General features: G+C 43.3%; 24 protein-coding genes and 1 riboswitch. Of the genes, 12 read left to right on the top strand and 12 right to left on the bottom strand.

The features are described 5' to 3' along the window. Window positions 1-23 precede the first annotated feature (23 nt). From BMZ58_RS12905 to BMZ58_RS21340, 3 genes are all read left to right on the top strand, one after another. Window positions 24-1397: a sucrose-specific PTS transporter subunit IIBC gene (locus BMZ58_RS12905; RefSeq protein ID WP_075036975.1), complete on the top strand. Its 1374-nt coding sequence runs from the start codon at window positions 24-26 to the stop codon at window positions 1395-1397. 109 nt (window positions 1398-1506) lie between these two features. Then, window positions 1507-2448 carry an aminoimidazole riboside kinase gene (locus BMZ58_RS21345; RefSeq protein ID WP_083412763.1) on the top strand — a complete coding sequence of 314 codons (942 nt, stop codon included), beginning with the start codon at window positions 1507-1509 and terminating at the stop codon, window positions 2446-2448. A gap of 18 nt (window positions 2449-2466) precedes the next feature. Further along, a complete protein-coding gene (locus tag BMZ58_RS21340) occupies window positions 2467-3918 on the top strand; it encodes a glycoside hydrolase family 32 protein (RefSeq protein WP_083412761.1) in 1452 nt (483 codons plus the stop codon). Between the two features lie 114 nt (window positions 3919-4032). Here the strand turns inward: BMZ58_RS21340 and BMZ58_RS12895 are convergent, their stop codons facing one another. Continuing rightward, window positions 4033-4620 (bottom strand): hypothetical protein, encoded by a 588-nt coding sequence (locus tag BMZ58_RS12895; RefSeq protein WP_075036974.1) that lies wholly within the window; start codon window positions 4618-4620, stop codon window positions 4033-4035. 143 nt (window positions 4621-4763) lie between these two features. On the opposite strand from BMZ58_RS12895, the gene BMZ58_RS12890 reads away from it, so the two are divergent. Next, window positions 4764-5123 (top strand): hypothetical protein, encoded by a 360-nt coding sequence (locus tag BMZ58_RS12890; RefSeq protein WP_075036973.1) that lies wholly within the window; start codon window positions 4764-4766, stop codon window positions 5121-5123. A 101-nt stretch (window positions 5124-5224) separates the two neighbouring features. Here the strand turns inward: BMZ58_RS12890 and ymzB are convergent, their stop codons facing one another. Both ymzB and BMZ58_RS12880 read right to left on the bottom strand, forming a co-directional pair. Then, window positions 5225-5566, bottom strand: coding sequence for a protein YmzB (gene ymzB / locus BMZ58_RS12885; RefSeq protein ID WP_244151569.1), 342 nt, complete (start codon window positions 5564-5566; stop codon window positions 5225-5227). 147 nt (window positions 5567-5713) lie between these two features. Continuing rightward, window positions 5714-6682 (bottom strand): hypothetical protein, encoded by a 969-nt coding sequence (locus BMZ58_RS12880; RefSeq protein ID WP_075036972.1) that lies wholly within the window; start codon window positions 6680-6682, stop codon window positions 5714-5716. Window positions 6683-6849: 167 nt separating this feature from the next. Here BMZ58_RS12880 and BMZ58_RS12875 point away from each other — a divergent pair, with 167 nt between their 5' ends. Together BMZ58_RS12875 and BMZ58_RS12870 are read left to right on the top strand one after the other, a co-directional pair. Beyond that, window positions 6850-7557, top strand: coding sequence for an LppM family (lipo)protein (locus BMZ58_RS12875; RefSeq protein ID WP_075036971.1), 708 nt, complete (start codon window positions 6850-6852; stop codon window positions 7555-7557). 259 nt (window positions 7558-7816) lie between these two features. Continuing rightward, entirely contained in the window at window positions 7817-8725 is a 909-nt protein-coding gene (locus BMZ58_RS12870) for a hypothetical protein (protein WP_083412753.1), read from the top strand. Between the two features lie 33 nt (window positions 8726-8758). On the opposite strand, the gene BMZ58_RS12865 is transcribed toward BMZ58_RS12870, so the two are convergent. The 5 genes from BMZ58_RS12865 to BMZ58_RS12845 form a co-directional block, all read right to left on the bottom strand. Continuing rightward, the gene (locus tag BMZ58_RS12865) at window positions 8759-9379 is read right to left on the bottom strand and encodes an NUDIX hydrolase (protein ID WP_075037149.1); all 621 of its coding nucleotides are present in this window, start codon (window positions 9377-9379) and stop codon (window positions 8759-8761) included. Between the two features lie 60 nt (window positions 9380-9439). Continuing rightward, window positions 9440-11383, bottom strand: a complete 1944-nt coding sequence (locus BMZ58_RS12860) for an ABC transporter permease (RefSeq protein ID WP_075036970.1) — start codon at window positions 11381-11383, stop codon at window positions 9440-9442. Further along, complete coding sequence (locus BMZ58_RS12855) at window positions 11373-12134, bottom strand: ABC transporter ATP-binding protein (protein ID WP_075036969.1); 762 nt, start codon at window positions 12132-12134, stop codon at window positions 11373-11375. The genes BMZ58_RS12860 and BMZ58_RS12855 overlap by 11 nt, the downstream gene beginning before the upstream one ends. Window positions 12135-12234: 100 nt before the next feature. Then, on the bottom strand, window positions 12235-13239 hold the full coding sequence (locus BMZ58_RS12850; RefSeq protein ID WP_075036968.1) for a sensor histidine kinase: 1005 nt from the start codon (window positions 13237-13239) through the stop codon (window positions 12235-12237). Next, window positions 13236-13919: a response regulator transcription factor gene (locus tag BMZ58_RS12845; RefSeq protein WP_075036967.1), complete on the bottom strand. Its 684-nt coding sequence runs from the start codon at window positions 13917-13919 to the stop codon at window positions 13236-13238. Before BMZ58_RS12845 ends, BMZ58_RS12850 begins: the two co-directional genes overlap by 4 nt. Before the next feature lie 227 nt (window positions 13920-14146). Between BMZ58_RS12845 and BMZ58_RS12840 the strand changes: the two genes are divergently transcribed. Both BMZ58_RS12840 and BMZ58_RS12835 read left to right on the top strand, forming a co-directional pair. Beyond that, window positions 14147-15208: a branched-chain amino acid aminotransferase gene (locus tag BMZ58_RS12840; RefSeq protein ID WP_075036966.1), complete on the top strand. Its 1062-nt coding sequence runs from the start codon at window positions 14147-14149 to the stop codon at window positions 15206-15208. A 113-nt stretch (window positions 15209-15321) separates the two neighbouring features. Next, a complete protein-coding gene (locus BMZ58_RS12835) occupies window positions 15322-15681 on the top strand; it encodes a nuclear transport factor 2 family protein (protein WP_075036965.1) in 360 nt (119 codons plus the stop codon). 82 nt (window positions 15682-15763) lie between these two features. Here BMZ58_RS12835 and dapA read toward each other — a convergent pair whose 3' ends face one another. Then, window positions 15764-16660, bottom strand: coding sequence for a 4-hydroxy-tetrahydrodipicolinate synthase (gene dapA / locus BMZ58_RS12830; protein ID WP_075036964.1), 897 nt, complete (start codon window positions 16658-16660; stop codon window positions 15764-15766). A gap of 120 nt (window positions 16661-16780) precedes the next feature. Next, window positions 16781-16959: riboswitch (Lysine riboswitch) on the bottom strand. Window positions 16960-17396: 437 nt separating this feature from the next. Between dapA and BMZ58_RS12825 the strand changes: the two genes are divergently transcribed. Beyond that, window positions 17397-18668 carry an MFS transporter gene (locus BMZ58_RS12825; RefSeq protein ID WP_139207343.1) on the top strand — a complete coding sequence of 424 codons (1272 nt, stop codon included), beginning with the start codon at window positions 17397-17399 and terminating at the stop codon, window positions 18666-18668. Between the two features lie 150 nt (window positions 18669-18818). Here BMZ58_RS12825 and BMZ58_RS12820 read toward each other — a convergent pair whose 3' ends face one another. From BMZ58_RS12820 to desA, 3 genes are all read right to left on the bottom strand, one after another. Next, window positions 18819-19427 carry a response regulator transcription factor gene (locus BMZ58_RS12820; protein WP_075036963.1) on the bottom strand — a complete coding sequence of 203 codons (609 nt, stop codon included), beginning with the start codon at window positions 19425-19427 and terminating at the stop codon, window positions 18819-18821. Then, complete coding sequence (locus BMZ58_RS12815; RefSeq protein ID WP_075036962.1) at window positions 19424-20560, bottom strand: sensor histidine kinase; 1137 nt, start codon at window positions 20558-20560, stop codon at window positions 19424-19426. Before BMZ58_RS12815 ends, BMZ58_RS12820 begins: the two co-directional genes overlap by 4 nt. Window positions 20561-20682: 122 nt before the next feature. Continuing rightward, window positions 20683-21732, bottom strand: a complete 1050-nt coding sequence (desA, locus tag BMZ58_RS12810) for a Delta(5) desaturase DesA (RefSeq protein ID WP_075036961.1) — start codon at window positions 21730-21732, stop codon at window positions 20683-20685. A gap of 270 nt (window positions 21733-22002) precedes the next feature. Here desA and BMZ58_RS12805 point away from each other — a divergent pair, with 270 nt between their 5' ends. The 3 genes from BMZ58_RS12805 (at window position 22003) to pruA (ending at window position 25430) form a co-directional block, all read left to right on the top strand. Then, window positions 22003-22437: a universal stress protein gene (locus tag BMZ58_RS12805; protein ID WP_075036960.1), complete on the top strand. Its 435-nt coding sequence runs from the start codon at window positions 22003-22005 to the stop codon at window positions 22435-22437. A gap of 497 nt (window positions 22438-22934) precedes the next feature. Continuing rightward, window positions 22935-23852, top strand: coding sequence for a proline dehydrogenase family protein (locus BMZ58_RS12800; protein WP_075037147.1), 918 nt, complete (start codon window positions 22935-22937; stop codon window positions 23850-23852). A 30-nt stretch (window positions 23853-23882) separates the two neighbouring features. Continuing rightward, window positions 23883-25430, top strand: coding sequence for an L-glutamate gamma-semialdehyde dehydrogenase (gene pruA / locus BMZ58_RS12795; RefSeq protein WP_075036959.1), 1548 nt, complete (start codon window positions 23883-23885; stop codon window positions 25428-25430). Window positions 25431-25441 lie beyond the last annotated feature (11 nt).

The raw sequence follows: 25441 nt of genomic DNA, 5'->3' as shown, positions 1-25441 counted from the left end.
TCCAAAAAAAGGGGGAAAATATCATGAATCATAAAGAAGTAGCAGAAAAGCTGGTTCCATTGCTAGGTGGAAAGGCCAATGTTGTAAGTGCCACTCATTGTGCCACACGTCTCCGTCTCGTTATTGATGACGAGAGTCAAATTGATAAATCAGCCATTGAAGAACTTGATGGCGTAAAAGGGGCCTTTTCAAGTTCCGGGCAGTTCCAGATCATTTTCGGAACAGGTACGGTAAATAAAGTTTTTGCTCACTTTGGTCCACTTGTAGGAGTTTCGATGGAAGAAGAGGAAGGTGGAAAAGACGTCTCCCATAAAGATGCAGCGAAACGAAAAATGAATCCGTTCGCTCGTTTCGCCCGGACGCTTTCTAACATCTTCGTCCCTATTATCCCGGCGATTGTGGCTGCAGGTATGTTGATGGGACTACTCGGTCTGATGAATACGTACAACTGGGTAGACCCGGAGAGTGGCATGTTCGTCATGCTGGACATGTTCTCTTCTGCTTCCTTTATCATTCTGCCGATTCTGATCGGTTTTAGTGCTGCCAAGGAATTTGGCGGGAATACTTACTTAGGTGCTGTCATCGGTGGAATTATGACCCACCCGTCCCTTTTGAATCCGTGGGGACTTTCTGATGCACAGCCGGAAACACTTGATTTTCTCGGTTTCGGGGTAGAAATGCTCGGTTACCAAGGAACAGTCATTCCAGTTCTTTTAACAGTCTATGTAATGGCGAAGATGGAGCAAGGTTTCCGGAAAATTGTACCAAATGCGATCGATCTATTGCTGACACCGTTCTTGACGGTCATTTTCACCGGTTTTGTTGCTTTATTGGTCGTAGGACCACTTGGGCGCATGCTCGGTAATGGTTTGACTTCTGTCCTTGGTATTGTCTATGAGACGGCTGGGCCGATTGCCGGTCTCATCTTTGGTGGGTTGTACTCTACCATCGTACTGACAGGGGTTCATCACAGTTTCCACGCGATTGAAGCGGAACTCTTGAATGTCGGCGGGAACTACTTACTGCCAATCTGGGCGATGGCCAACGTAGCCCAAGGTGGGGCAACGTTAGCGGTCTTTTTTAAGACGAAAAACAAAAAGACAAAGGAAATTGCTCTTCCAGCTGGAATCTCTGCTTTTCTTGGGATTACAGAACCGGCAATTTTCGGTGTTAACTTGAAACACCGTCGCCCATTCATCGGTGCAGCTATCGGTGGTGCGCTTGGGGGAGCGTACGTGGTGTTCACGCAGGTGATGGCGAATGGAATTGGCTTGACTGGTTTACCGATGTTCGCGATTGCACAGGATCCAATTAACTATGGCATCGGTTGCTTGATAGCCATTGGTGGCGCTGTTATTGCTACATTGCTTCTTGGATGGAAAGAAGAAGTGAAGTAAAGGAACAGGGGCACAAGTCCTTACTGGCGGATGGAGCTGGTAAGGATTTGTTTTGTATAGAGGAATGCAAGATAATAACAATAGAATGACTTTTGGAGGAGGCTGAAAAATGAAAAAAGGTATCATCTCGCTCGGTGAAGCATTGATCGACTTTATTCCATTAGATCCAACGAACACGAACTATCAAAAAAGCCCAGGTGGTGCTCCGGCGAACGTAGCAGTAGGGGTAGCCAGACTTGGTGCGAAGTCTACATTTTTAGGTAAAGTCGGGGAAGATGTATTAGGGCGCTTTTTGAAGACGACGTTAGATGAGTATGGGGTACAGACACACCGCATGTTATTGACGCCGGATGTGCGGACAGGAGTTGTTTTTGTCACGAATGCCGCTTACGGAGAGCGCAGCTTTGATTTTTATATAAATCCAAGCGCCGATCAGTTCCTAGAGCCGGCTGAAATTGAGGATGTTGATTTTGATGACCACAAAGTGCTTCACTTCGGTTCGATTTCCATGATTGGAGACACGGTTAAGGAAGCGACGCGTCATGCAGTTTCTTTGGCTAAACGAAAAGGAATGATTGTCTCTTATGATCCGAATTTGCGTTTACCGCTTTGGAGTTCCGAAGATCAGGCACGTGAGACGATTGCATCGATGCTGGGAGAAGCGGATTTTCTGAAAATATCTGAAGAAGAACTTGAATTCATCACTGGTGAAACAGACATGCAGAGTGGACTTGAGAAGCTCTCCGCCTATGATATTCCTCTTACTCTCATCACAATGGGGGCAAATGGCAGTTATGTTTGTACCTCTGACGGTTTTGAGCATGTACCGGCCAGGAAGGTGAAAGCGGTGGATACAACAGGTGCCGGTGACGCCTTTGTTTCCGGAATGCTGTATTCTTTGAACGAATACAATGGTGACATCAAGGAAATGACGCTTGCTGAAGCGGTGGAGATGGCGAAGTTTTCTTCTGTTTCTGGTGCCTTGGCAGCTTCCACGAAAGGTGCCATGACCGCCCTTCCTAGATTGGAAGAAGTGAAAAAACAGCTGTAAAAGTAAGGAGAGGAATCGATGAGTAAAGATCAAGAGTTACGTCAGGCTGCCTATGAAGAAATAGAAAAATACCAGGAACAGGTCGATCTCGATCCTTACCGACTGCATTATCACTTGATGCCACCCGTCGGTTTGCTGAATGACCCGAACGGCTGGGTTCATTGGAAAGGAACGTATCACCTTTTCTATCAATGGATGCCTTTTCACGCGGGACATGGTGCAAAATTTTGGGGTCATTACACATCTCAAGATCTGGTGAACTGGCAGCACGAAGATATCGCACTTACTCCAGCGGAATGGTTTGAGGAAAATGGCTGCTACTCAGGGAGTGCCATTGACTATAACGGGGAATTGTTCGTCTTTTATACAGGGAACGTGAAGGATGAAGAAGGGAATCGTGAAACATATCAATGCTTAGCGACTTCAAATGACGGCATTCATTTTGACAAAAAAGGTCCTGTCATCCATCTGCCGGAAGGGTACACGGCTCATTTCCGTGACCCGAAAGTGTGGGAGCAGGACGGTACGTATTATATGGTTGTCGGTGCACAAACCGAAGAATTAAAAGGTGCTGTTGCGCTCTTTTCGTCTGATAATGTACAGGACTGGAAACACCTTGGCATTATAGCAGGCGGCGGAAAAGGGCAGCTTGGTGATTTCGGATATATGTTCGAATGCCCAGATTTGTTTGGATTAGCTGATCAAGACGTTCTCGTTTTCTCCCCACAAGGGTTGGAACCGGAGGGAATGAAATATCAGAACACCTATCAGGCCGGTTATGTTGTAGGGAAGTTTGATACGGAAGAGGTGACTTTTGATCACGGTGATTTCTATGAGCTTGATCAGGGCTTTGACTTTTATGCACCACAGACAACAGAGGACGAGCATGGTCGCAGGTTGATGTTCGCTTGGATGAGTGTCCCGGACCAAAACGAACAAGACCACCCGACTGTCGAACGTCAGTGGCTGCATAACATGACACTGCCGCGTGAATTGACGCTTGTAGATGGCAGGATCTATCAAACTCCTGTGAAGGAACTGGAAAACCTACGTTCAAAGGAAGTTGTGGAACATGAAGTGGAGCTGAATCAGGAATGTCGCAAGCTCGAAGGAGTCGAAGGGAAAGCTGTCGAGGTCCAGTTGAAAGATATTGATGTTAAAGACGGATGGTTTGCGATTGAATTCGGTGGTGCGGGTCGTCTCGTCTATTCCAGGGAGCGACAAATTTTTACGGTCGAACGAAAAAGTTATGTGGATGGTGTGATGGAAAAGAGACAAACAAAGCTTCTGGAGTTGAATGATTTACAAATCTTTGTGGATACCTCGTCCATCGAAGTTTTTGTTAATAAAGGAAAGAAAGTGTTTACCGCTCGTTTCTACCCAGACCCTAACAATGACAACATCGAATTCACAGCTTCCAGACAAACGGATTTCCATATGAAAAAATGGAAGCTTAACCAAGTGTTTTAATTTCCAAAATATGTATGACCTGGTACGACAGAAATGGGAAATGAGCAGAAAAAAAGAAGCCGGGGTTTACTTGGTATCGTACTAAGTAAATTCTGGCTTCTTTAGGGAGGGGGGTCATTTATTCTTGTTTGCTTCTTGTATCGATGCTGTGAAATCTTCTTTTTGCCCCCTGAACACAGGGAATTTCTCTTCTTTATGAGAGACATACTTCCCTGTAAATGCGAAGCCGATTTTAGAAGCGATTCTTTCCCCTTCCTCCGAAATTGCGATGGCTCCGATTTCTTTAATGTTCGTTCCCATTGTTTCTATCTCATTTAATCTCTTTGGAATATCTCTGATAAGTTGTTTGGCATACGCTTTTCTTTCCGAATCATAAATATCCACGATCATCGAGATGAAGTAGAGATATGCTTCTTCTGAAGAGGCGTAATCAAGGATGTATGAATCCAGGTGTTTTTCGTCCATCTCTCCCGATAAAATAGCTTCGTATACTTCTTGATTGAGAGGGAACATGCTGTAAATGCCTTTCACCTCACCGTCCACCTCTATAATCCTGTAAACATACGGATTCTTATTCATCACTCTTTCAACAAAAACAGGGGAGACATGCCAATCTTCCGGATAGATTTTATAATTAAGATTCAACATGCCCTGGATGTGATTTTTGGTGGGATAATGTACGGTATATTTTTCTTTCGTCATTTCATTCGCCTCCAATAATTACAAATAGCATATCATATTCACTCCTGAGTAGATTGAAATACCTGTCATGACGTAGGTTTTTCTTCCGAATCAGTCTCCTCCTTCATACTATATAACATTAAGGTTTATCAGGGGGAGATGAGGTGTCCAATCGTGGCAATAACCTTCTCTTTATCACGGATCCAAAAGGCCAGGTGATCGAAGAAGGGGAGACGGTCGAGCTGACGGAAGCCTATCCGGAAGGGTTGGATGTCCAGCCTTTTTATACCATCCGTGTCGCGGCTGGGAACCGGGTGGTGTCAGAAGGGGCAGTGACGTTTAAGTTAATCATGAAAGTCGATGGGGACAGCTTTTTGTTGCTTGATACATTCACCTTATATCCAGGGGAAAAGTTCAATCGGACCTACAATGCGCCTGGGATTGGACTCGCAATTAAAGCAATGGGAGAAAGTGTAACAGGGGTGGATGCGGTCGATGTAGCATTGTTCGGATATAAATTTTAAAACAGGGAGGGAGCCCTGTTTTTTTATTTTGCATAATTGATGGAGATCGGGCGTATGAATCGTCTGAAAAAGGGGCGCCAAAATAGCGCCCCTCTATTCGATTACTCTTTTTCAATTGTGTACGTGCCGCGTTCCGTTTCCAGGGTGAAGCGATCATTCAAATGTTGGTAACGAGTCGAGTCTTCCAGTGGAATTTCATAATATGAGGTAGGAAGTGGCTGGGCATTTTGAAAGCTTGTTTGTGTCTGTCCCTGACCATGCAAAAACAATACATGCATAGGGGTGTAGTCGTCCAAACGCCTCGTATTCGTCTCGTAGGAGATTTCCTGTAAGTTCATGGTAACTGTGTCTTCATCACGAAGTTCGTGTTTTTGAATGCGAATGTTTTCCCCTTGCCATTGTTGCAAAAGCTGGTTGAATTCCTCAATGGTTAAATCGGTCATGTTAATCCCTCCTGCATTTATCATTTCCACGTGGGGGGTTATCATGCAAAAAGGTGACCCCTTACATCCAATATTTTACTTGATAATGGTAAAATGAAAGTAAAGGTGCTTCTATGAAAACCGGTAGCCTTACTTGGGAATAAACCATTACGCAGAATTATTTTTCGGAAAGGTGGTGTTTGCCCACATCGATTCATAGGAACGGATAATTTTTTCTGTCTCTCTTTTTTTCTTATCTAAAAAAGCGATCAGAGCGGAATCGATGACAGACACTTGCCGGAGGACCAACTGCCTGCGTTTTTTCTCCAGCTCCCTCATCCGAAACACTAACCGAACTCTCTTCCTCTTTAATCGAGAAGAAGGTACTTCTTTCCCAAGGCTTATAGCTTCCCGTTCAAAAGACTGGTTGTCGCCTTTGATCACAGATGCCTTGTGGTAAAGAGCATCAAAGATTCCGAATTGAAAGCTGCGCATCCCTTCCGGACATCGGGTGCGGACAGCGCCACAGCCGATGATCAGCTGGTCTTGTTCAGCAATGTATTGTGTAGATTCATTCGATTGAGTTACGAAACGCAGGCGCGACCCTTTATACCCGAGATGGTCGAATGCCTGCCTCATTTGAAAGGCGGTGTGCATCCGCTTATATGTACGGGGATATGCAAAACGGTAAGAAGCAAGCGACAGTTCTTTTTCTTTATGGAATGCCTCTGAGTCAATCAGTAGGTTAGACCGAATCAATAATTTTTCCGCGAGAACCCAGGCCTTCACTTCCGCTTCATATTGCCATTGAATGTGTTTTCGATAAGCCTTTCTCATCGCTTCCAAATCATTAGTTCGGGTAAGGTGGGACTGGGCTTCTTGAAACGACGCTGCGATTTGGGAGAAACGACCGGTCTTTTCAAAATCAATCGCGTGTCCGACCTCATGGGCTAAAGTATAAAAAGGATCATCCGTATGGAGGTGTGCTTTGTTTATATGAATCTCCTTCGTTTTCGGGCGAAGGAAAGCGGTCTGAAAATCGTTAGGACTATTAAAGAAAACGAGGGATAGAGAGAGGGAATGGAGTTCGCTCCACTCTTGACACAGGTTCTTTAGTTTATTGCAAAGGTGGTTCAAAAGGTCACTTCCTTATTTTTTTCTAATTTTATACGCTCAGTAGTAAAAATTCAATATAAAAAACGAATGACAGGCTTTTTTATAAATCCCGTAAGTTTTAACGAATATTCCATCATCATATAAATGAAAAAGCTTACATATTTAGGATTAAGAGAGGTGTTCTACTCATGCAAAGAAAAAGAATGGTATTTTCGCTTATCTTGTTATTGCTTTTTTTGACGGCTTGTGTAGAAGGGGATTTACGCTTGAAGGTCAATAAAGACGGAAGCGGGGAGCACACGGTTACAATAGGAGTTGATGAAGAGACAGTGGAGCGTTTTGGCAGCCGTGCTCAGGGAATGATCGAATCTGCTAATCAGGAGTTGGAAGCTAAGGGCTATGAAGTGGAACCTTACGAAGAAGATGGCTATATTGGTTTTCGGGCGATTAAGAGTTTCGATGATATTCAAGAAATGGACATTCTCCCGGTTTCTGGCGGTCTGACAGAGGCCGGAGCCTCGCCTGCGATCGGTGAGGTCCCTGTTAATATGACCACAGAGAGTGGGATATTTATAAATACATATAAAGCGGAAGCAGAAATCGATCTTTCCAATTCCGGTGTGCTTGGCGGGATGCAGACGCTAGTTGCGGACCAGCTGGACCTTTCGTTCACCCTTGATCTTCCTATATCCCCTAAATCTCATAACGCGGATCGGGTGGAAGGGAATGTATTGCAATGGGACATTCAAGCGGCGGGAACGACGGATATCATGGTAGAAATGAATGTGCCGAATGTGCGAAATATCGCTATTTTGGTTGGCTGTGTGGCCGTCGTCATAGGGATCATCAGCATTTGGTTTATTAGAAAACATAGGAACAAAAAGTTTGAAAAATAGTTAGGAAATCTCTCCGTCTTTTATAGGCGGGGAGTTTTTCTTGGTGAAAAGTCCAGGATGATGAGTTATGAGGAAGTGTAATGATCACTCTTGTACAATAGGAAATAAAGGATTGTTATCCTTTCCATTATTCGACAACATCGGTTATATTAGAAGGAGAACTGAACAACGGTAGACATATAATTTTTTTAGATAGTTTAGCATTCCCGGTGTCTACATTAAGACCTGCACATCAACTAAGGCGGATGGAGGAGAAACCATGACATGCTTCCGGAAGAAGATGAAAAACGGTTCCATGATGATCATGGCCGTGTTAGCTATTGTTGTCGTAGGGATTTTGGCTGTCGGATCGATGGATACAGAGGCGAAAGGTTGGAAGCACAAGCTTTCACAAACGGATGATTTGAAGTATTCAGAACAAATCGTTGAGGGTGTCTTCAAATCGCTTCGTAAACAAGAAAAAGGCCCACTGGATTTTTCTGAAGCATTAGAAGAAATAAACACAATGAGCAAAGTAGAAGTGATGGATACTTATTTGGGGCAGAATAATAAAAATGTGAAGCCGGATGAAATTCGTCACGTTATCCAACAAATTTATGATATTGATTTAGAAGCTATTTCTGAATTGGGTGTAGGAAAACAAACGAATACGTACTCGGATGATGTATTGCAAAAAGTGAAACAAGCTTCCAATCAAGCGGCCACCGCTGAAGAGATTCGTGCCATGAGCAAAATCGAGGTCATGGATCTTTACTGGAAGGCATTTGAGGGAAAAATGACGGGCGAAGATATCCGGATGATGATCAATGCGATTTACGGTGTTAACTTGCAAGGTATCTCTGATCTGGAAGACACCGGGGTCTCGCTTTATTCGAAAGAGCAGTGGATCTCACAATATGACAAAGATTTATTTGTTGTCCAAACAGGAGCAGATGATGTAGATGTTTGGGTCTACCCGACAGAATATTTAAAAGAGCAAGCTGGTATTGAAAATAACCCACGTTCCCTTGAAATGGCTCTTACTAAGTTAGGATTTGACTATAATAAAGAAGTCGATGCTCTTTATTACAGCAATCCCACAGGGGAGTCTGTACCTGATAACTTTAAAGGACAGACCTTAGGGACGATTATCGGTGTCATACAAGAAGAGTATGCTCATTTGAAATGAAAAATAAGCTCTGGGCTTTGATAAAGCGCAGAGCTATTGTTTTATGAGATCAACAAAGTGGGCGAGAATTCTTGCTGTCATCCCCCAGATCACTTTATCTCCATAAATATAAAAATACTCCTCAAGCTGACGCGTGCGCCAGTTGTAATCTTCTCCGCCCGGAATCAAATCAAAAGGGAAGTTCGATTCCGGTCGTGCTTCAAAATGGACATGATGAATCCGTGGTCCATTTTCCATGAAGAAGGAAAGGGGCACGGTGAACACTTCGCGCACTTCGTCCGGGTTGCGAATTAGTTCCTCCTCCGTCACGTTCAGGTAGCCTGCGAACGAGTAAACGATCATTCCAAAAGGAGAAATCAAATAATCCAAGGGATGGACTTCTGTAAAGTTACCAGATTCGACACCCAATTCTTCTTCCGTTTCCCGGATGGCAGCTTGTTTAGCGGAAGGGTCTTCGGGATCGATTTTACCACCAGGAAAACAAATCTCTCCCGGCTGCCTTCTTAGCTGATGGGAACGCACTTCAAAGACGACGTGCAGTTCACCGTTTTTCTCTATTAAAGGTAAAAGGACAGCGAACTTGCGAAATTGTTCGTGCCCAAGAACGGAGGGTTCATGTTTTTTCACTTTATCCAAAATGGTTTTCGCGTTCATAATCTCACCTCGTTCTTTTACTATACCAGAACATTCCTGAGAATAGAAAAGAGGCACTTCTTAAAGCGCCTCTTTGATAATTTTTTTATAATAGAGAATAGATAACAAGCCGAAGATCGAATAAAGGACTGTATAGAGACCCATCACGATGCACATTGGTGTCCATAGCTCTGTCCCGAAGAAGAACCATCCGGATTTGACTGCAAAATAACTATGCAGCAACCCGATCAGTAATGGGATTCCGAAATTGTACAGTTGCTTCCCTTGAATCCCTCGCAAAAGATCACCACGGGTGAAGCCCAATTTTCTTAAAATCGTATAGCTCCCTTTTTCGTCTTCTCCTTCATCCATTTGTTTAAAGTAAAGCACACATCCCGATGTGATCAAGAAAGTAAGACCAAGGAAACCGACGATGAACATGACGACTCCCATGTTTTGCTTTTGTGATTGAGCTTTGTACCATTGGGATCCATGCTCCCAAGTCTCATGCAGTCCCATTTCCTCAAAAACACCATAAGCCTCTTCTTGTTTACTTTCGTCTTCCAGGTTCACGCCTGTGTACAGGGTGGATTTTTCTTGTAAGTCGGGATTGTACTTTTGGCTGAGTTCGGTGAAAAGTGCTTCGTCGATGACAGCAATGGGAAGCCCGCCGGCCACGTAATAAGAGGAGAGTACATAATCCTTTTCCAACCCCTGATAATCAAGGGTGTGCCATTCTCCTTCTAATAAAATTTCTGCAGAACCATCTCCATGCAAAGAAATGAATGACTGCATCAGGTCTGTATAACCTGTCAGTTGCATTTCCCCTTCTTCAAGGCTCACCCCGTCAACAACCGTTTCGCTGACTACAGGTAAGCTCGTTTGCTCTGTATCGAAATTCAGATTGTCAATTTTTGCATCTAAAATGTCTTTCACGTTAAATTCAGCTTGGTAGACTTCAATTTGTTTTTCAGAAAAAGCGATCCCATCCTCTTCTAAACGGTTCATAAACTCACTCGCAAGTGCAGGATCCGTAATGGCAAAATCGTCAGGTACTGAATTCTCCGCCGATTTTTCAGCGGAATAATACGAAATGTAACCAAGAGAAAGCAAACTGATCGTAAGCGCAGACAAGGTTGTAATGACAGTCAGTAGAAATGCGTTCGATTTCATCCGGAACATTACCGAAGAAAGCGAAAGGACCTCATTGATGTTCAAATAACCTTTTTTCTTTTTGCGAATCAAATTCGAAACAAAGCGGACAGAACCTTTATAAAGGAAATAGGTACCGATAATGACCACAGCTAATATGAATCCCATGGCATAAAACAAACCGTTGATGGTTGTTATGTCACCTTCAAATAATTGGGAAGAGACATAGTAACCAGAAGCGATTAATCCGATACCAAGAATACCCATGATATGCTCCCATACGGAAAGTTTCTTCACTCTTCCTTGAGTACTTGATGTTACACGGAAGAGGGCGAGAATAGACTGCCTTTGTATGAACAAATAGGTCGTCCCCATGATCAATATATAAATACCTGCAAAAACGAGAAGCGTCTGTAAGAAAGCCTGTCTGGAAAAACTCAGGTTGGCTACTTCGTCGACACCAACAACCTGAAAGAAGCTCATTAATATCAATTTCGAAATAGCAAAACCGATGAAGATACCGACAGCCAGGGAACTGAAATAAATCAGCAAGTTTTCGATGCTTAAAATCCGGAAGATTCGGTTCTTTGTCATCCCGATCAGTTGAAATAAACCGATCTCCCTGCTCCTTCGCTTAATAAAAAGCGCATTAGCGTATAGCAGGAAGATGGCGACTATGGCAATCAATAAAATGGAGGCGACCCGAACGGCGGCTTCTCCTTTAACGGATCCATCCTGACTCATCGATGGGTCATATTGTAATGTTACAAAAGAAAAATAAAGAGCGACACTGAAAATGAGTGCAAATACGTAGAGGTAATAGTTTTTCAGGTTCTTTTTCAAGTTGCGAAAGATCAGTTGATTAATGCTCATAGTGCACACCACCGAGGACACCTTGTGTTTTCATAATGTCCTTTAAGAATGTTTGTCGCGTTTGCTCCCCTTTGTTCAGCTGGGTGTAAATTTGTCCGTCACGAATGAAAATGACGCGGCTGCTGTAACTGGCGGCAACAGGGTCGTGGGTGACCATGGCAATCGTCGCCTCACGCTTGGCATTCATATCACTCAATTTGTCGAGCAGATCGGAAGCTGATTTGGAATCAAGCGCCCCTGTAGGTTCATCTGCAAAAATTATGCTTGGTTCATGGATGAACGCCCGTGCAGCAGATGTCCGCTGTTTTTGTCCTCCGGATATTTCATTCGGATATTTATCCTGGACATCTTCAATGCCAAGTTCTTTCGCGACCGCTTCAAATTTTTTCTGGGCATCCTTTCTGGAGACTTTCGAAATCGATAGGGGCAGCAGAATATTTTCTTTTACTGTCAACGTATCGAGCAAGTTGTACTCTTGAAAAATGAAGCCGAGATGGTGTTTGCGGAATTCAGCAAGCTTCTTATCCTTTTGACTGGTAATCTCTTGACCATCGATTTGGATTGTCCCATGACTGACACGGTCGATGGAAGATAGTACATTGAGTAATGTCGTTTTCCCTGACCCGGAAGCCCCCATGATGGTGACGAACTCTCCTCGTTCAACCGAAAGATCGATGCCTTCTAGTACATGTTGTTTCATGAATTTATTGCCGTAACTTTTATGGATTTTCCTCGCTATTAGTAAACTCATATCAATAACCCCCTTCGTTCTATGACTTCATTTTATTAGCTTCTATCATGTTTTTCCTTTGATTCACCTAACAAAATGACGGAAGCATGTGACAGTTTTGTCACATGCTTCTTAGCTTTGTGAATTCATTCTCTTCCGGAAACAAAAGCGTGAATCTTGTCCCTTCTCCAGGAGTAGAAGCAACATCAATTTCGATCTTCAATGCTTCCCGAATCTGATCGGTCAGATATAGTCCCATGCCTGTTGCAGCCCCATCCTGGTGGTCGGTGGTCGATGTAAACCCTTTTTCAAAAATGCGTGGTAGATCACGAGGATCGATTCCACGACCCTCATCCTCGATATGGATATGAACACGACCGCATTTTTCATAGCTTGAAATCACGATATCGGATTGCTCACTATACTTGATCGCATTGGTCATCAGTTGGCGGAAGATGAATGCTAGCCATTTTGCATCAGAGAGCACTTTTTCTACTTGCAGATCGATATCAAAGCCAATTCCTTTCTGCATACACCATGATCTTAAAGACTTGATTTCATTGAATAACAATGGCTCGATGTCCACTTCTTCTATATACAAGTCGTTTTTGATAAAAGGAATCCGTTTCTGATGCAGCTGCTGGTCGAGGAGCAGGTGGATCCGCATCCATTCGAATGTCAACTGTGATTTCAGCTTATAATCATCTGTGCGGTCGATAATTAAGCGCATGGCAGTCAACGGTGTTTTCACTTCATGAATCCAGGATAAAAGGTCATCTTTCTCTTGTGCAAGTAAGCTTTGATTACGGGATAATTCCTGTTTCAGTCGTTCTATCTGCTCAAGTACGTTGGTTTCAATCACTGTTTCAAAAGGGCTGTCCGCTTCCGGGAAAGTAGTTATGTCAAGGTCATTATCTCGTTCCTCGATCCCTAAATAAAAGGGAGTTTCCTTTCGATAGCGTATGAATAGAAAAAATATCATAAGAATGCTCGATAAAAATACGTAATAAAGAACGGATGGGAGGGGGATGGTCTGGTCCACATAGGCAATAAGCAGAGCGAGAAGTTGTAGCAGTATGAAAAAAAGAATCCAGCTGATCCGTTCCAATAGAAAGGTTCGGATCATGACTCTTCCCTCGCGACATACCCTTGACCAACTTTCGTTTCAATCGCACCACTTAAACCGATGTCTGTGAGTTTTTTACGTAGACGATTGACGTTGACGGTCAGCGTGTTATCACTAACAAAGCGTTCGTCTTCCCAAAGCCGGTCGATGATTTCTTCCCGACTCACGATTTTACTTTTCTTTTCGATGAGCTGCTTGAGGATCAGCATTTCATTTTTAGTTAAATCGACGACTCCTGCCTCATTGGTCAATCGATTCCGTTCATAATCGATCGTAGCGCCAAGCCATGTTTTCAATTCATTTCTTTCCGTGTTGTAATTGTACACACGTCGCAAAATCGCCTGGATTTTCGCTATCAGTACATCAAAGTGAAATGGCTTTTGTACAAAATCATCGGCTCCGAGGTTCATGGACATAACCATATCTGTCGGATGGTCCCGGGATGAAAGGAAGATGATGGGGACGTTGGAGTGCTCGCGAATCATCCGGCACCAGTGAAATCCGTCAAACTTAGGAAGTTGGATATCAATGATGACAAGGTGGGGGTCTGAAGAAGTGAACACGTCCATTACACGACTGAAATCTTCAATTCCACATACATCATAGGACCATTGAGCAAGTCGCTCCTCCATCTCCTGAAACAATGTGCGATCATCTTCAATCAATAACAATCGGAACAAAAGGGACACCGCCTTTCCGTATTTTACCTTTTATCAGTATATCAAATGCGGAGACTTCTGCGAATTTTAGTACAACGAAGCGGCACTGTAATAAAACTTTTTTGATAATTCGATTAAATACCCTTTAAAAATGAGGGGGATGGGCGTACAATATATACTAATATTCAAATACGGCTTCGGCCAAAATTACATAAAACAACGTTCATATAGAAAAGGAGTCATGCAAAATGCCATTGAACATAGTTGAAACTACCCACAAGAAAGCCAAACCGGAAAGTGAAAAGATTCCTTTTGGTCGTACGTTCACGGATCACATGTTTGTGATGGATTATGAAGCAGGTAAGGGGTGGCATGAACCGAGGATCATTCCTTATGAGCCATTGACGCTAGATCCAGCTGCAATGATTTTTCATTACGGTCAGACCGTTTTTGAAGGGTTGAAAGCCTATCGCACTGATGATGATCGTGTCCTGCTATTCCGTCCGGAAAAGAACTTTGAACGTCTGAATTTGTCCAGCCAACGTTTAAGCATTCCGTCCATTGACGAAGAGGAAGTGCTGGGCTATTTGAAAGAGCTCGTTGAACTGGAAAAAGACTGGGTGCCAGCCTTTGAAGGTACATCTCTTTATGTGCGCCCGTTCATCATCGCGACAGAACCAAGTCTAGCTGTTGCCCCTTCGAAATCTTATAAACTGATGATCATTCTGTCACCGGTAGGACCGTATTTTTCCGGAGGCATCAAGCCGGTCACGATTAACGTAGAAGATCAATTCACAAGAGCTGTCAAAGGTGGTACAGGGATGGCCAAAACAGCTGGTAACTATTCTTCAGGTTATCAGGCACAAGCCAAAGCTGCAGAAGAAGGAAATGCGGACGTCCTCTGGCTTGATGGTGTGGAGAAACGCTACATCGAAGAAGTCGGCAGCATGAATATCTTTTTCAAAATTGATGGGGAGATCGTTACACCAGCCTTGAGTGGAAGCATTTTGCAGGGGATTACACGCATGTCCATCCTTGAGCTGTTGCGAAAGTGGGAAATCCCAGTGACAGAACGCCGGATCTCCATTGAAGAACTGTATCAGGCCTATGAAGATGGAAAGCTTGAAGAAGCATTCGGAACTGGTACTGCAGCAGTGATTTCCCCCGTCGGTGAGCTGAATTGGCTAGGCAAGAAAATGGTCATCAATAATCACGAAATCGGCTCCTTATCCCAAGAGTTGTATGACACGATCACAGGTATTCAACGAGGAAGAAAAGAAGATGTCCATGGTTGGACGGTAGAAATATAATGGAATTTCGAGCCTCAGGTAATCGTGCCTGAGGCTTTTTGGTGCTTGATCCCCGCTGTGTTAATATTTTAGCCCAATGTGGGTCAGGCATCATTTAGAGGAGGGGAATTTTAATGAGAGAAATGAAGGAACAATTATATGCTCTAGAAACAACGCTATTAAAAGAGGAAGTTCGTAAGTCTGCTGAAAGATTAAATGAGCTTATAGCAGATGACTTTGTTGAATATGCAAGCACTGGGGAAATTTATGACAAAGGAAACATATTAAGTCGGTTACCAAAGGAAGATGATCCGGGGATAACAATGAGGAATTTTGAAGTGAAGTATTTATCACCAGCGAGTGCCTTAACTACTTTTACAATTTTTATCGAAAGTAAACAGAAACATTCTTTACGAAGCTCTGTCTGGATATTAAACGATGGAAAGTGGCAAATGACCTTCCACCAGGGGACGGTTACAAATATTGGTACCTGACCCCCGCTGCGTTAATGCTTTAACACAGGGGGCAGGTGTGATGCAAAATAAAAAACCGCCCTGCTATGGGGCGGTTTGCTAGTTATTGGGCACTGACGGCTTCTTGTGGTTGAACTTTTTCTAACTCGCTCAAGACTCGCGCTTCTTCTTCCTGTGTCAAAGGTAAAAGAGGCAGGCGGACTCCCCCGACTTGAACGCCTTTCGCATTCAACGCAGCTTTGACAGGAGAAGGGCTTGGAGCAGAAAAGATTGCATGCATAACGGGAGCAAGTTTCTGATGAACCCGAGCTGCAAACGCGAAGTCTCCTTCTCGGAAGCTTTGAATCATTTGCTGCATTTCATTTCCTATCACATGGGAAGAGACAGAAACTATTCCCGTACCTCCAATAGATACGAATGGCAGCGTATTGGAGTCTTCTCCACTATAAACGGAAAAGTCCTCGGACGTCTCCCGGATGATTTCTGTGGCGGCATCGAGATCGCCACTTGCTTCTTTGACAGAAACGATGTTTTCGATTTGAGACAAACGGATAATCGTCTCTGGCTTCACGTTCACAACACTCCTGCCTGGAATGTTGTAAAGCATGACAGGCAAAGAAGTAGCTGCAGCAATGGTAGAGAAGTGTTGATAAAGACCTTCTTGTGTCGGTTTATTATAGTAAGGGGCCACAAGCATGATCGCATCCACGCCTGCTTCTTCCGCTTTTTCCGTCAAGCTTATCGAAGCTCTTGTGTTATTAGACCCTGTTCCTGCAATGACTGGAACTCTGCCGTCAACAATCTCGACGACGAATTTGTATAAGCTCACTTTCTCTTCTGTAGTCAGTGTCGGTGACTCACCTGTTGTTCCTGCGATGACTAAGGCGTCCGAACCGTTTTCGATCAAGTGATTGACTAGTACTCGTGTCGCATCATAATCAATATTCTCATTGCTGTCGAAAGGGGTCACCATGGCTGTTAGTACTTGGCCGAAATTCATAACCTCACACCTTTGTTTAGATTTTTGAATACATTCGAGGTGGTGAGGGCTGAACGGCAAACAAAATAAAAACGGCAACAACGAGGGCTCGCTGCTGCCGTAGAAACTTTTACCGTTCCTGCGTAAGATAGCCCTCCATATAGTTTCCTATATGACAGTTCTGTACTTATTCAGCAGCAGAACCAGCTTCAGGGGAATGAGTTCCCTTTAGCTTCGGCAATTTCCCCTTTCCATCTGTGTCCCAGGAGCTCATTCTCCTCCGACAGATGTACTCATGTCATTGCACCTCTATCCTTACTTCAAAATCAATTGAAATAAGAAAATGTTTAGTTATAAAAATACTATCAAACAATTGCTTTTCATACAAGAGGTTTGACAGGACTCCTGTCCATTCGACATTAGAAATCATTTCCATACTATAGGTGTTATTGGGAGGAAGGTGTATTGGAGGAACGACTCATTTAAAGAAACTTAAAAGCACATTCCTTTGGAACATAAAATTTATAATGAAAGAATTACCGCCCGGCGTCGGCAAATATAGATAAAATCTGTTTGCTGAGGGAGGCACACCGAACTCCCACGTTTCTCAGAACCCTTTCACTTCCCCGAAAGGAAACAGGACTGTAATGTGGGAAAATCCGTCTGGAGGCGGAAGATGAATCATTCTCAGGCATATCGTCATCGCTATGGGATTTTTATACACTTGCATTAATCAATAAAAAAAGGTGTGAGAATCATGGCTGGTAATGATATTGCTATGGAAAATGCAACGATAGAACCAAAAGAAATTCCCTCTATATTCAAAAATAGAAATTTTCTATATTTGTGGGGAGCTGCCCTTTTATCCAGTTTCGGAATTTCCTTTTTTCTCTTTTCCCAAAGCTGGTATGTGGTCAATGTGCTAGGTTTAGAAGCTTCACTGGGAATTCTATATGTCGCTGTAAGTATTCCTCGTGTTTTATTCATGATTATTAGCGGAACTGTAGCGGATCGGTACAGTAAAACAAAAATCATGTTTTTATCAGACTTCATTCGTGGCTTACTCTTAATCGGTCTTGTCGCATGGTTTTTGTTCGGTGGAATAACTTTATGGACTTTTGTTACTTTCGCTTTTTTCTTCGGTATTTTAGATGCTTTTTTCTGGGCGGCGGAGAGTGCGGTTATTCCCTCTATTGTTCATAAAGAAAATTTAACGCGTGGAAATTCGGTCATTCAAATGACGAACCAGACTTCATTTATTCTAGCACCAATGCTCGCAGGAATCATCATTGCTTTCGGGAATTATGAAGTGGTTTTTGGAACAACTGCTGTCATGTTGATTATTGCAAGTCTTCTTATATTCCTTATGCGTGTTCGGAAAGAGGGTGGCGAAGCGGGTGAACAGAAGGAGTTCTGGGAGACATTTAAAGAAGGGCTGCTTTATGTGAAACAATCGAGAGTACTGTTGATCATCGTTTTGACTACTGTCTTCTCGAACTTATTTTTGGTCGGGCCTATGACGATGGGGCTTCCCTTGTTTGTTAAAAATATTTTGGGTGGTACGTCAGTGGACTTCAGTTTTCTAGAAGCTGGATTAGCGGGTGGGATGCTAGTTGGTTCTGTCGTTATCGGAGTATTGAACTTGAAGAAAAAACGTTGCAAGGTGGCACTCATTTCATTGATATTTTCGGGGCTCGCTTTTGTAGGTTTAAGCTTCACTACAGAGGTTTGGATGAGCATCCTGGCTCTTGGAATCTTCGGTATTTCTTTATCGGTAACGAATATTCCTTTTATTGCCTTTATCCAAGGTTTAATAGAAGAAAAAATGCTTGGGCGAGTGATGGGGCTCATTTCATTAGCATCGATGGGGCTCATACCCATCAGTTATCTAGTGACTTCAGGGGTCTTAGCTCTCGGGTTTCCCATTAATCATATTATGGCCGTCGGTGGTACCCTTGTTGCTCTCTATGCTGCTTTTATCTACTTTAAATTCAAAGAACTCAGGGAGATTGATTGGGCGAGAGGGTGAAAATTCATTACCAGTAAATCCGAAAGGTGAAGGGGCAATGATAAAAAAGGAGCTGTTTTCCCCGACACTCACTCCTTTTCAGTAGAGGGGACTCCATCGTTCTTCTATAAATTGTTCCCATTAAACAAGACCCCTTGTTAGAGGCCTTGCTTATCGGGACTTATTGTACCAACCCTTTTCCTTGAAGCGGGAAATGGCTTCAATTCGGTTGGTCACTTCTAATTTTTCTAAAATAACAGATATATAATTTCGAACCGTGCCAGGAGTGATATATAAAGATTGCGAAATTTCCTTTGTGTTTTTTCCATCTGCCATCAGTTGGATAACTTCTCTTTCTCTTTCTGTCAGGGGGTTCGGTTCAGTAAAAGCAAGGTCTACGAGCTCTGGATCGAATATGCGCTGTCCATTGATGATTTTACGAATAGCGGTCGCAAGTTCCTCGCTCGGGCTATCCTTCAATAAATAACCACTGACCCCTGCTTTTCTTGCACGGTCAAAATAACCTGGACGGGCGAATGTAGTTAAAATGATGACTTTACAAGGCTCTCCATACAACTCTTCGGCAGCGTCAAGGCCATCTTTTACAGGCATCTCAATGTCCATGATACAAATGTCAGGCTTCAGATCACGAACAAGCCTGCACGCTTCTTCTCCATTATTGGCTTGCCCGACGACTTCCATCCCATCTTCTAAATCGAGGAGAGCGCCTAGTGCACCTAATAACATTTTTTGATCCTCAGCTATAACAATCCTGATCATTCATGATCCTCCTTTTCCTTCTTTTGAATGACATTTGGAACGTGCAAGCGGATGGTGGTACCGTTCGTTGACTCAATATCTAATTGCCCGTTCACAAATTCCAATCGCTCGCGTATTCCTTGTAATCCGTTACCCTGAAAAGGCTCAATGGATTTAGGGAGCCCTTTTCCGTCATCTTCAATAGTGACTTGGATTTCGTTAGGCGATTGTTCAATAGTGATTCGGCATGTTGTAGCACCACTGTGTTTAACAATGTTTGTCGCCGCTTCTTTCAAACACATGCTGAGAACATTTTCTACAAGCAGCGGTGTGTTCTCTAAATGGGGGTCCCCTTCGTAGTAAAATGACATTTCGGCTGCTTCAATTATCTGTTGGACACGGATGAGTTCATCTTCAAGCTTCGTCCCTTTCATATTCGATACCATCTCGCGGACTTCCTTCAAAGCAGTGCGAGCGGTATTACGGATATCTTCAATCTCCTGTGTTGCTTTTTCCGGCTGGACGGTCATTAATTTGCGAGCTAAATCACTTTTCAAACCGATCATCGATAGTTTCTGACCAAGTGTGTCATGCAGGTCACGGGCAATCCGCTCCCGTTCTTCAATCACCATCAGTTGGGATATCCGTTCATTAGCATCTTCCAGTTCCCCTTCCAACTTTTGTTGTTGATTACGGTATCGTACCGTGAATGGAAGAAGGATAACCCCGATGACCGTAATAATGATGAAGGGGAGGTTCGGAAATAAAGATTCCACCTGGTAAACGAATGTGGTTGTAACGGCGATCAGGGTTGTGGTCAGATGAACGATGTAGAGCGATAAAAATCCGCCGAGGTGCTTGATGTTTCCAATGAAAAAAGCAAGAAACAATGCAAAATAGATATAACCGAACAACGCTGTCATCACTAGGCTGATCGCCATTTCCATACTGACCCATAAGTAGACGAACTTGCTGTTGGATATAAACGATAGTCTATAGGAAAGGAAGAAAATCAAGGTCATGAGTATGCCGAACATCATTTCGTAAATAGAAGAAGAACGGAAGATGAAGAAGAAAGGCAGAACACAAAAGATAATCCAGACATATATACTCAAACCTGTGTTTTTCGGAACAATTTGATACCAATTATGCATATGAGAAGCACCTCCTTTTTCTTTCTAGCATATAGGAAAAGTCCATTCCTTGGAATGGACTTTCTTGAGAATGTTGTATATATCATGTGGAAACTTATAAAGGTTTCGAACCTGATGGCACATTATTTGTCTTGTAGGCTTGGTTGTCTTTGCTCAGGCAGGGACAGTCGTTTTTTCTTGAGCAAAGGCTTGACCTCTTTGAAAGAGACAAACGTTTTGTTTTCTGTATCATATAACCGGAACCGGATGGATTCCAAACTTGTCGCAAGCGTAATTGTGGTTGCATGCTGTAATGGTGGTGTCTGTTCATGGGCTTCTTCAAGTGCGTAATTAGGTACTCGCGGACTCAAATGGTGCACATGATGAAACCCGATATTACCAGAAACCCATTGTAGTAGTTTCGGCAATTTATAGTATGAACTTCCATCGACCGCAGCTTTGACAAAGTCCCACTCTGACTCGTCTTCAAAATAAGAATCTTCGAATTGGTGTTGAACATAAAACAACCAGATACCGAGAATACCGGACACGTACAGAATCGGAATTTGGATGAGTAAGAATGCTTCCCAACCAATCGCCCAAATGAGCATACTATAGATAGCAGCAATAGCTCCATTTGTGATATAGGTGTTCATTCTTTCTTTACGCTTCGCACCTTTTCTGTTGAATCGGTTAGATACAAGGAACAAGTAAAGTGGGCCTAGACCGAACATGACGATAGGGTTGCGGTAAAGGCGATAAGCGATACGTTCTTTAAGGGAAGCTTCTACATATTCATCAACAGTCATGACCCAAATATCACCGGTACCACGCTTATCCAGGTTTCCACTTGTTGCATGGTGAATGGAGTGGCTTCGTTTCCACTTATCAAAAGGAAATAATGTGATAATCCCTGTAATGGTACCAATGATTCGATTCGCTTTATTACTCTTCAAGAAGGACTGGTGGGTGCAATCGTGAAAAATGATGAAAACACGAATGACGAACCCACCTGCAAGCATTGCGACGGGGATCGTCAACCATACAGATACAGATAAGCTTACATAAGCTAAGTACCACAGTAAGATGAAGGGTACGATTGTATTGACCAGCTGACGGACACCCGCAGATGTATTAGGTTTCGCAAAGTTTGATACGCTTTTTTTCAACTCTCTTTGTTTATCCTTGTTCATATAAAACGACTCCTTCACGTTTGTTCATGGTCTTATGATAGGATAAACTCCGTCATTTTATAAGGCACAAACGTCAGGACATATACATGACACTTATCATGGGTGTTTGGTTATTCTTAGGAGGGGGGAACATAGGAAGGGATGGTTGGACTTTAAGGAACGATTCATACATCCACCTTCATGTGGAGTTAAGATCACCATTAAGAAATCGTTCACAATGTGATATAATGGAAATAGAAAATCGATACTCTATTAATGGAGGGTTCCCCTATGACCAAACGGATTCTCGTTGCATACGATGGGAGTGACTTGAGTAGAGAAGCGGTATATGAAGCTAGGAATCAGGCGTGTGAAACTCCTAAAAGGGAAATTCATATTGTCTCCGTCATCAATCCTACAGGCCCCGTGACAAATGCTGTGGTCTCACGTAGTATCGGAAACGAAATGGCAGAGAAATTGAGGTCGGAAATGGATGTCTTGAAAGAACAGATGGCTTCTTCTGATGTGGATGTCATCACAGAGGTTCTCGTTAGTAAAGTAGAAGGAAACCCTGGTATCAGCATCTGTAAGTATGCGGATGAGCAAGCGGTCGACTTGATCATCGTCGGGAATCGCGGTCTTGGGAAAGTGAAAAAAATGTTCTTGGGGAGTGTGAGCAATAACGTCGTACAGCATGCCAACTGCCCTGTTCTAGTTATGAAATAAAGAAAAAACGAGCGCCTGAAGGCAATTCCTTCAGGCGCTCGTTTTTTGACCAACATTTCGGGGGCTTACTGGGTGACATTTTGGCTGACCAGGTCACCCATAAATTTCCATTAACTCTATTAAAAAGAAAGTATCGACATATAGAGGCATTTCAGACATTGTATTGAAACTCATCTGGGAAAGATAGCCCTATAAATATAACAACCATAATTTAACACACCAGGTCATCCAAATTATGGATGACCTGCTGCAGGAATAATTCCATTAGATAAAAACCCTGCTTTCCCGCTTACTGCCTTTTATAAACAGGGTTCTGACGGTTTTGTGCTTAAACTATAAAACTAAGGGCGTATCTTTGTGTTTCCTACACGTTGTTGGTTGTAAGCGATATCCGTTACAATTTTCTTAACAGTAAAAAAACATTAAATACATCCATTCCACCTAAAGAGGCCCACATGGTGAACCAAATAGGAGAATGATGAAAGGGTGTGGTGATCCTGGAAGCCATCAGTAAGAATTTTTTCTTATACCTTTCCAACAACAAGTTATTAGACCGCTTTGCGAAACGCTTTGGCAGTAATTTTGGAGCTGACAAGATAGTTGGGGGAGAAACGTTCTCCCAGGCAATACCGTTAATACAGCAACTGAACCATGAGGGGCTCGTAGTTACTGTCGATCATTTAGGTGAGTTTGTAGATTCTGAAGAAGAATCGAGGGATCGAGCGGGGGAATGCATCCGCTGTATCCAACAGATTGCAAGCAACCAATTGCAGTCAGAAGTTTCTCTTAAACTGACATCCCTCGGGCTGGATATCAGTCGTGAGCTTGTCATGGAGAACATGGAACTTATATTGAAAGAAGCCCAAAAACACGATGTTACAGTCACCATTGATATGGAAGACTCGTCACGGTGTGGGGCGACATTAGAAATTTATAAAGAACTGAAAAAAGAGTACCCGAACCTGGGAACCGTCATTCAATCTTATCTTTATCGTTCTGATGAGGATCTTGATGATTTGGATGAGTACCAACCTTACTTGCGACTCGTTAAAGGAGCGTATAAGGAATCGGGGAAAGTGGCCTTTCCTGAGAAAAAACTCGTCGATGATAACTTGAAGCATCTGATAAAAAAGAACTTGCTAAACGGCAATTATACAGCCATCGCGAGTCATGATGATGCCATCGTCGATTATACAAAGCGATTAGTGAAAGAACACAACATTCCGAATGATCGTTTTGAATTTCAAATGCTTTACGGCATGAGGAACCAAATGCAGAAGGACCTTCTACAGGAAGGATACAATGTCCGCGTCTATTTACCATATGGAGAAGACTGGTATGGATATTTCATGAGAAGGCTCGCTGAAAGACCAGCGAACATCTCATTTGCTATCAAAGGTATTTTCAGTAAATAACATTTTTAAAATCAGAAAGGGGAATTTATCATGGTCCAGCCTTATAAACACGAACCATTCACAGATTTTACTATTGAGGAAAACAAGAAAGCTTTTGAAGAAGCATTGAAGCAAGTGAAAGAGGAATTAGGGAAGCATCATGATCTTCTGATTGACGGAGATCGCATCCGTACAGACAACCACATCACTTCGACAAACCCGGCGAACACGAAGGAAGTAGTCGGAACTGTTTCGAAAGCAAACCAGGGTCTAGCAGAAAAAGCGGTCCAGTCCGCTTCCACTGCTTTCGAAGATTGGAAAAAGTGGGATCCTCGTGCCCGGGCTGAAATACTTTTCCGTGCAGCTAGTATCATCCGTCGCCGTAAGCATGAATTTTCTGCTTATCTTGTCTATGAAGTTGGTAAGCCGTGGAAAGAAGCGGATGCTGATACTGCAGAAGCGATTGACTTCCTGGAGTATTACGGACGTCAAATGATTGAGTTGGCAGAAGGGAAGCCGGTTGAAAGCCGTCCAGGGGAACAAAACCGCTACATTTACACATCCACAGGTGTAGCTGTCGTCATTCCACCATGGAACTTGGCCTTCGCGATCATGGCGGGTACAACAATTGCACCAATTGTTACAGGAAGCACAGTTGTGATGAAGCCAGCAAGTAATAGCCCTGTAATCGCAGCGAAATTCGTAGAAGTGCTTGAGGAAGCTGGTCTTCCGAAAGGTGTCTTGAACTTTGTACCAGGAAGCGGTGGAGAAGTTGGTGACTACCTTGTCGATCACCCGAAAACAGCGCTGATCTCCTTCACAGGTTCTCGTGATGTTGGTACACGTATCATTAAACGTGCAGCGGAAATTCAAGAAGGTCAAAATCACTTGAAACAAGTCATCGCTGAAATGGGCGGGAAAGATACCGTTGTCGTTGATAATAAAGCGAACATTGAAACAGCGGTTGAAGCAATCATCGTTTCTGCCTTCGGATTCTCTGGGCAAAAATGTTCCTCCGGATCGCGTGCCGTCGTCCATGAAGACGTATATGATGAAGTTTTAGAAAAAGTAAAAGAGCGCACAGAGCAACTGACTGTCGGAAACGCTTCAGAAGAGAACGTTTATATGGGACCGGTTGTCGACCAGGGAGCCTATGATAAGATTATGAGCTATATCGAAATCGGTAAACAAGAAGGGCGTCTCGTTACAGGCGGTAAAGGCGATGATTCCAAAGGTTACTTTATCGAGCCGACGGTATTTGCTGACCTTGATCCGGATTCCCGTATGCAACAGGAAGAAATCTTCGGCCCTGTCGTCTGCTTCACAAAAGCGAAGAACTTTGATGAAGCCATCGATATTGCCAATAACACAGAGTATGGTCTGACAGGTGCTGTCATTTCTGACAACCGCGAACACCTGGAAAAAGCGAAATACGACTTCCACGTAGGGAACTTGTACTTCAACCGTAACTGTACAGGGGCTATCGTCGGTTACCAGCCATTTGGTGGATTCAAGATGTCAGGTACTGATTCTAAAGCAGGTGGACCAGACTACTTGGCCCTTCACATGCAAGCGAAAACGATCTCAGAAAAGTTTTAATGAAAACCTAA

The sequence above is a fragment of the Halobacillus dabanensis genome (genome assembly GCF_900114165.1).
Lineage (GTDB): Bacteria > Bacillota > Bacilli > Bacillales > Halobacillaceae > Halobacillus > Halobacillus dabanensis.
Note: the sequence above shows the minus strand (reverse complement) of the source record. Positions and strands in the feature narration are given on the sequence as shown.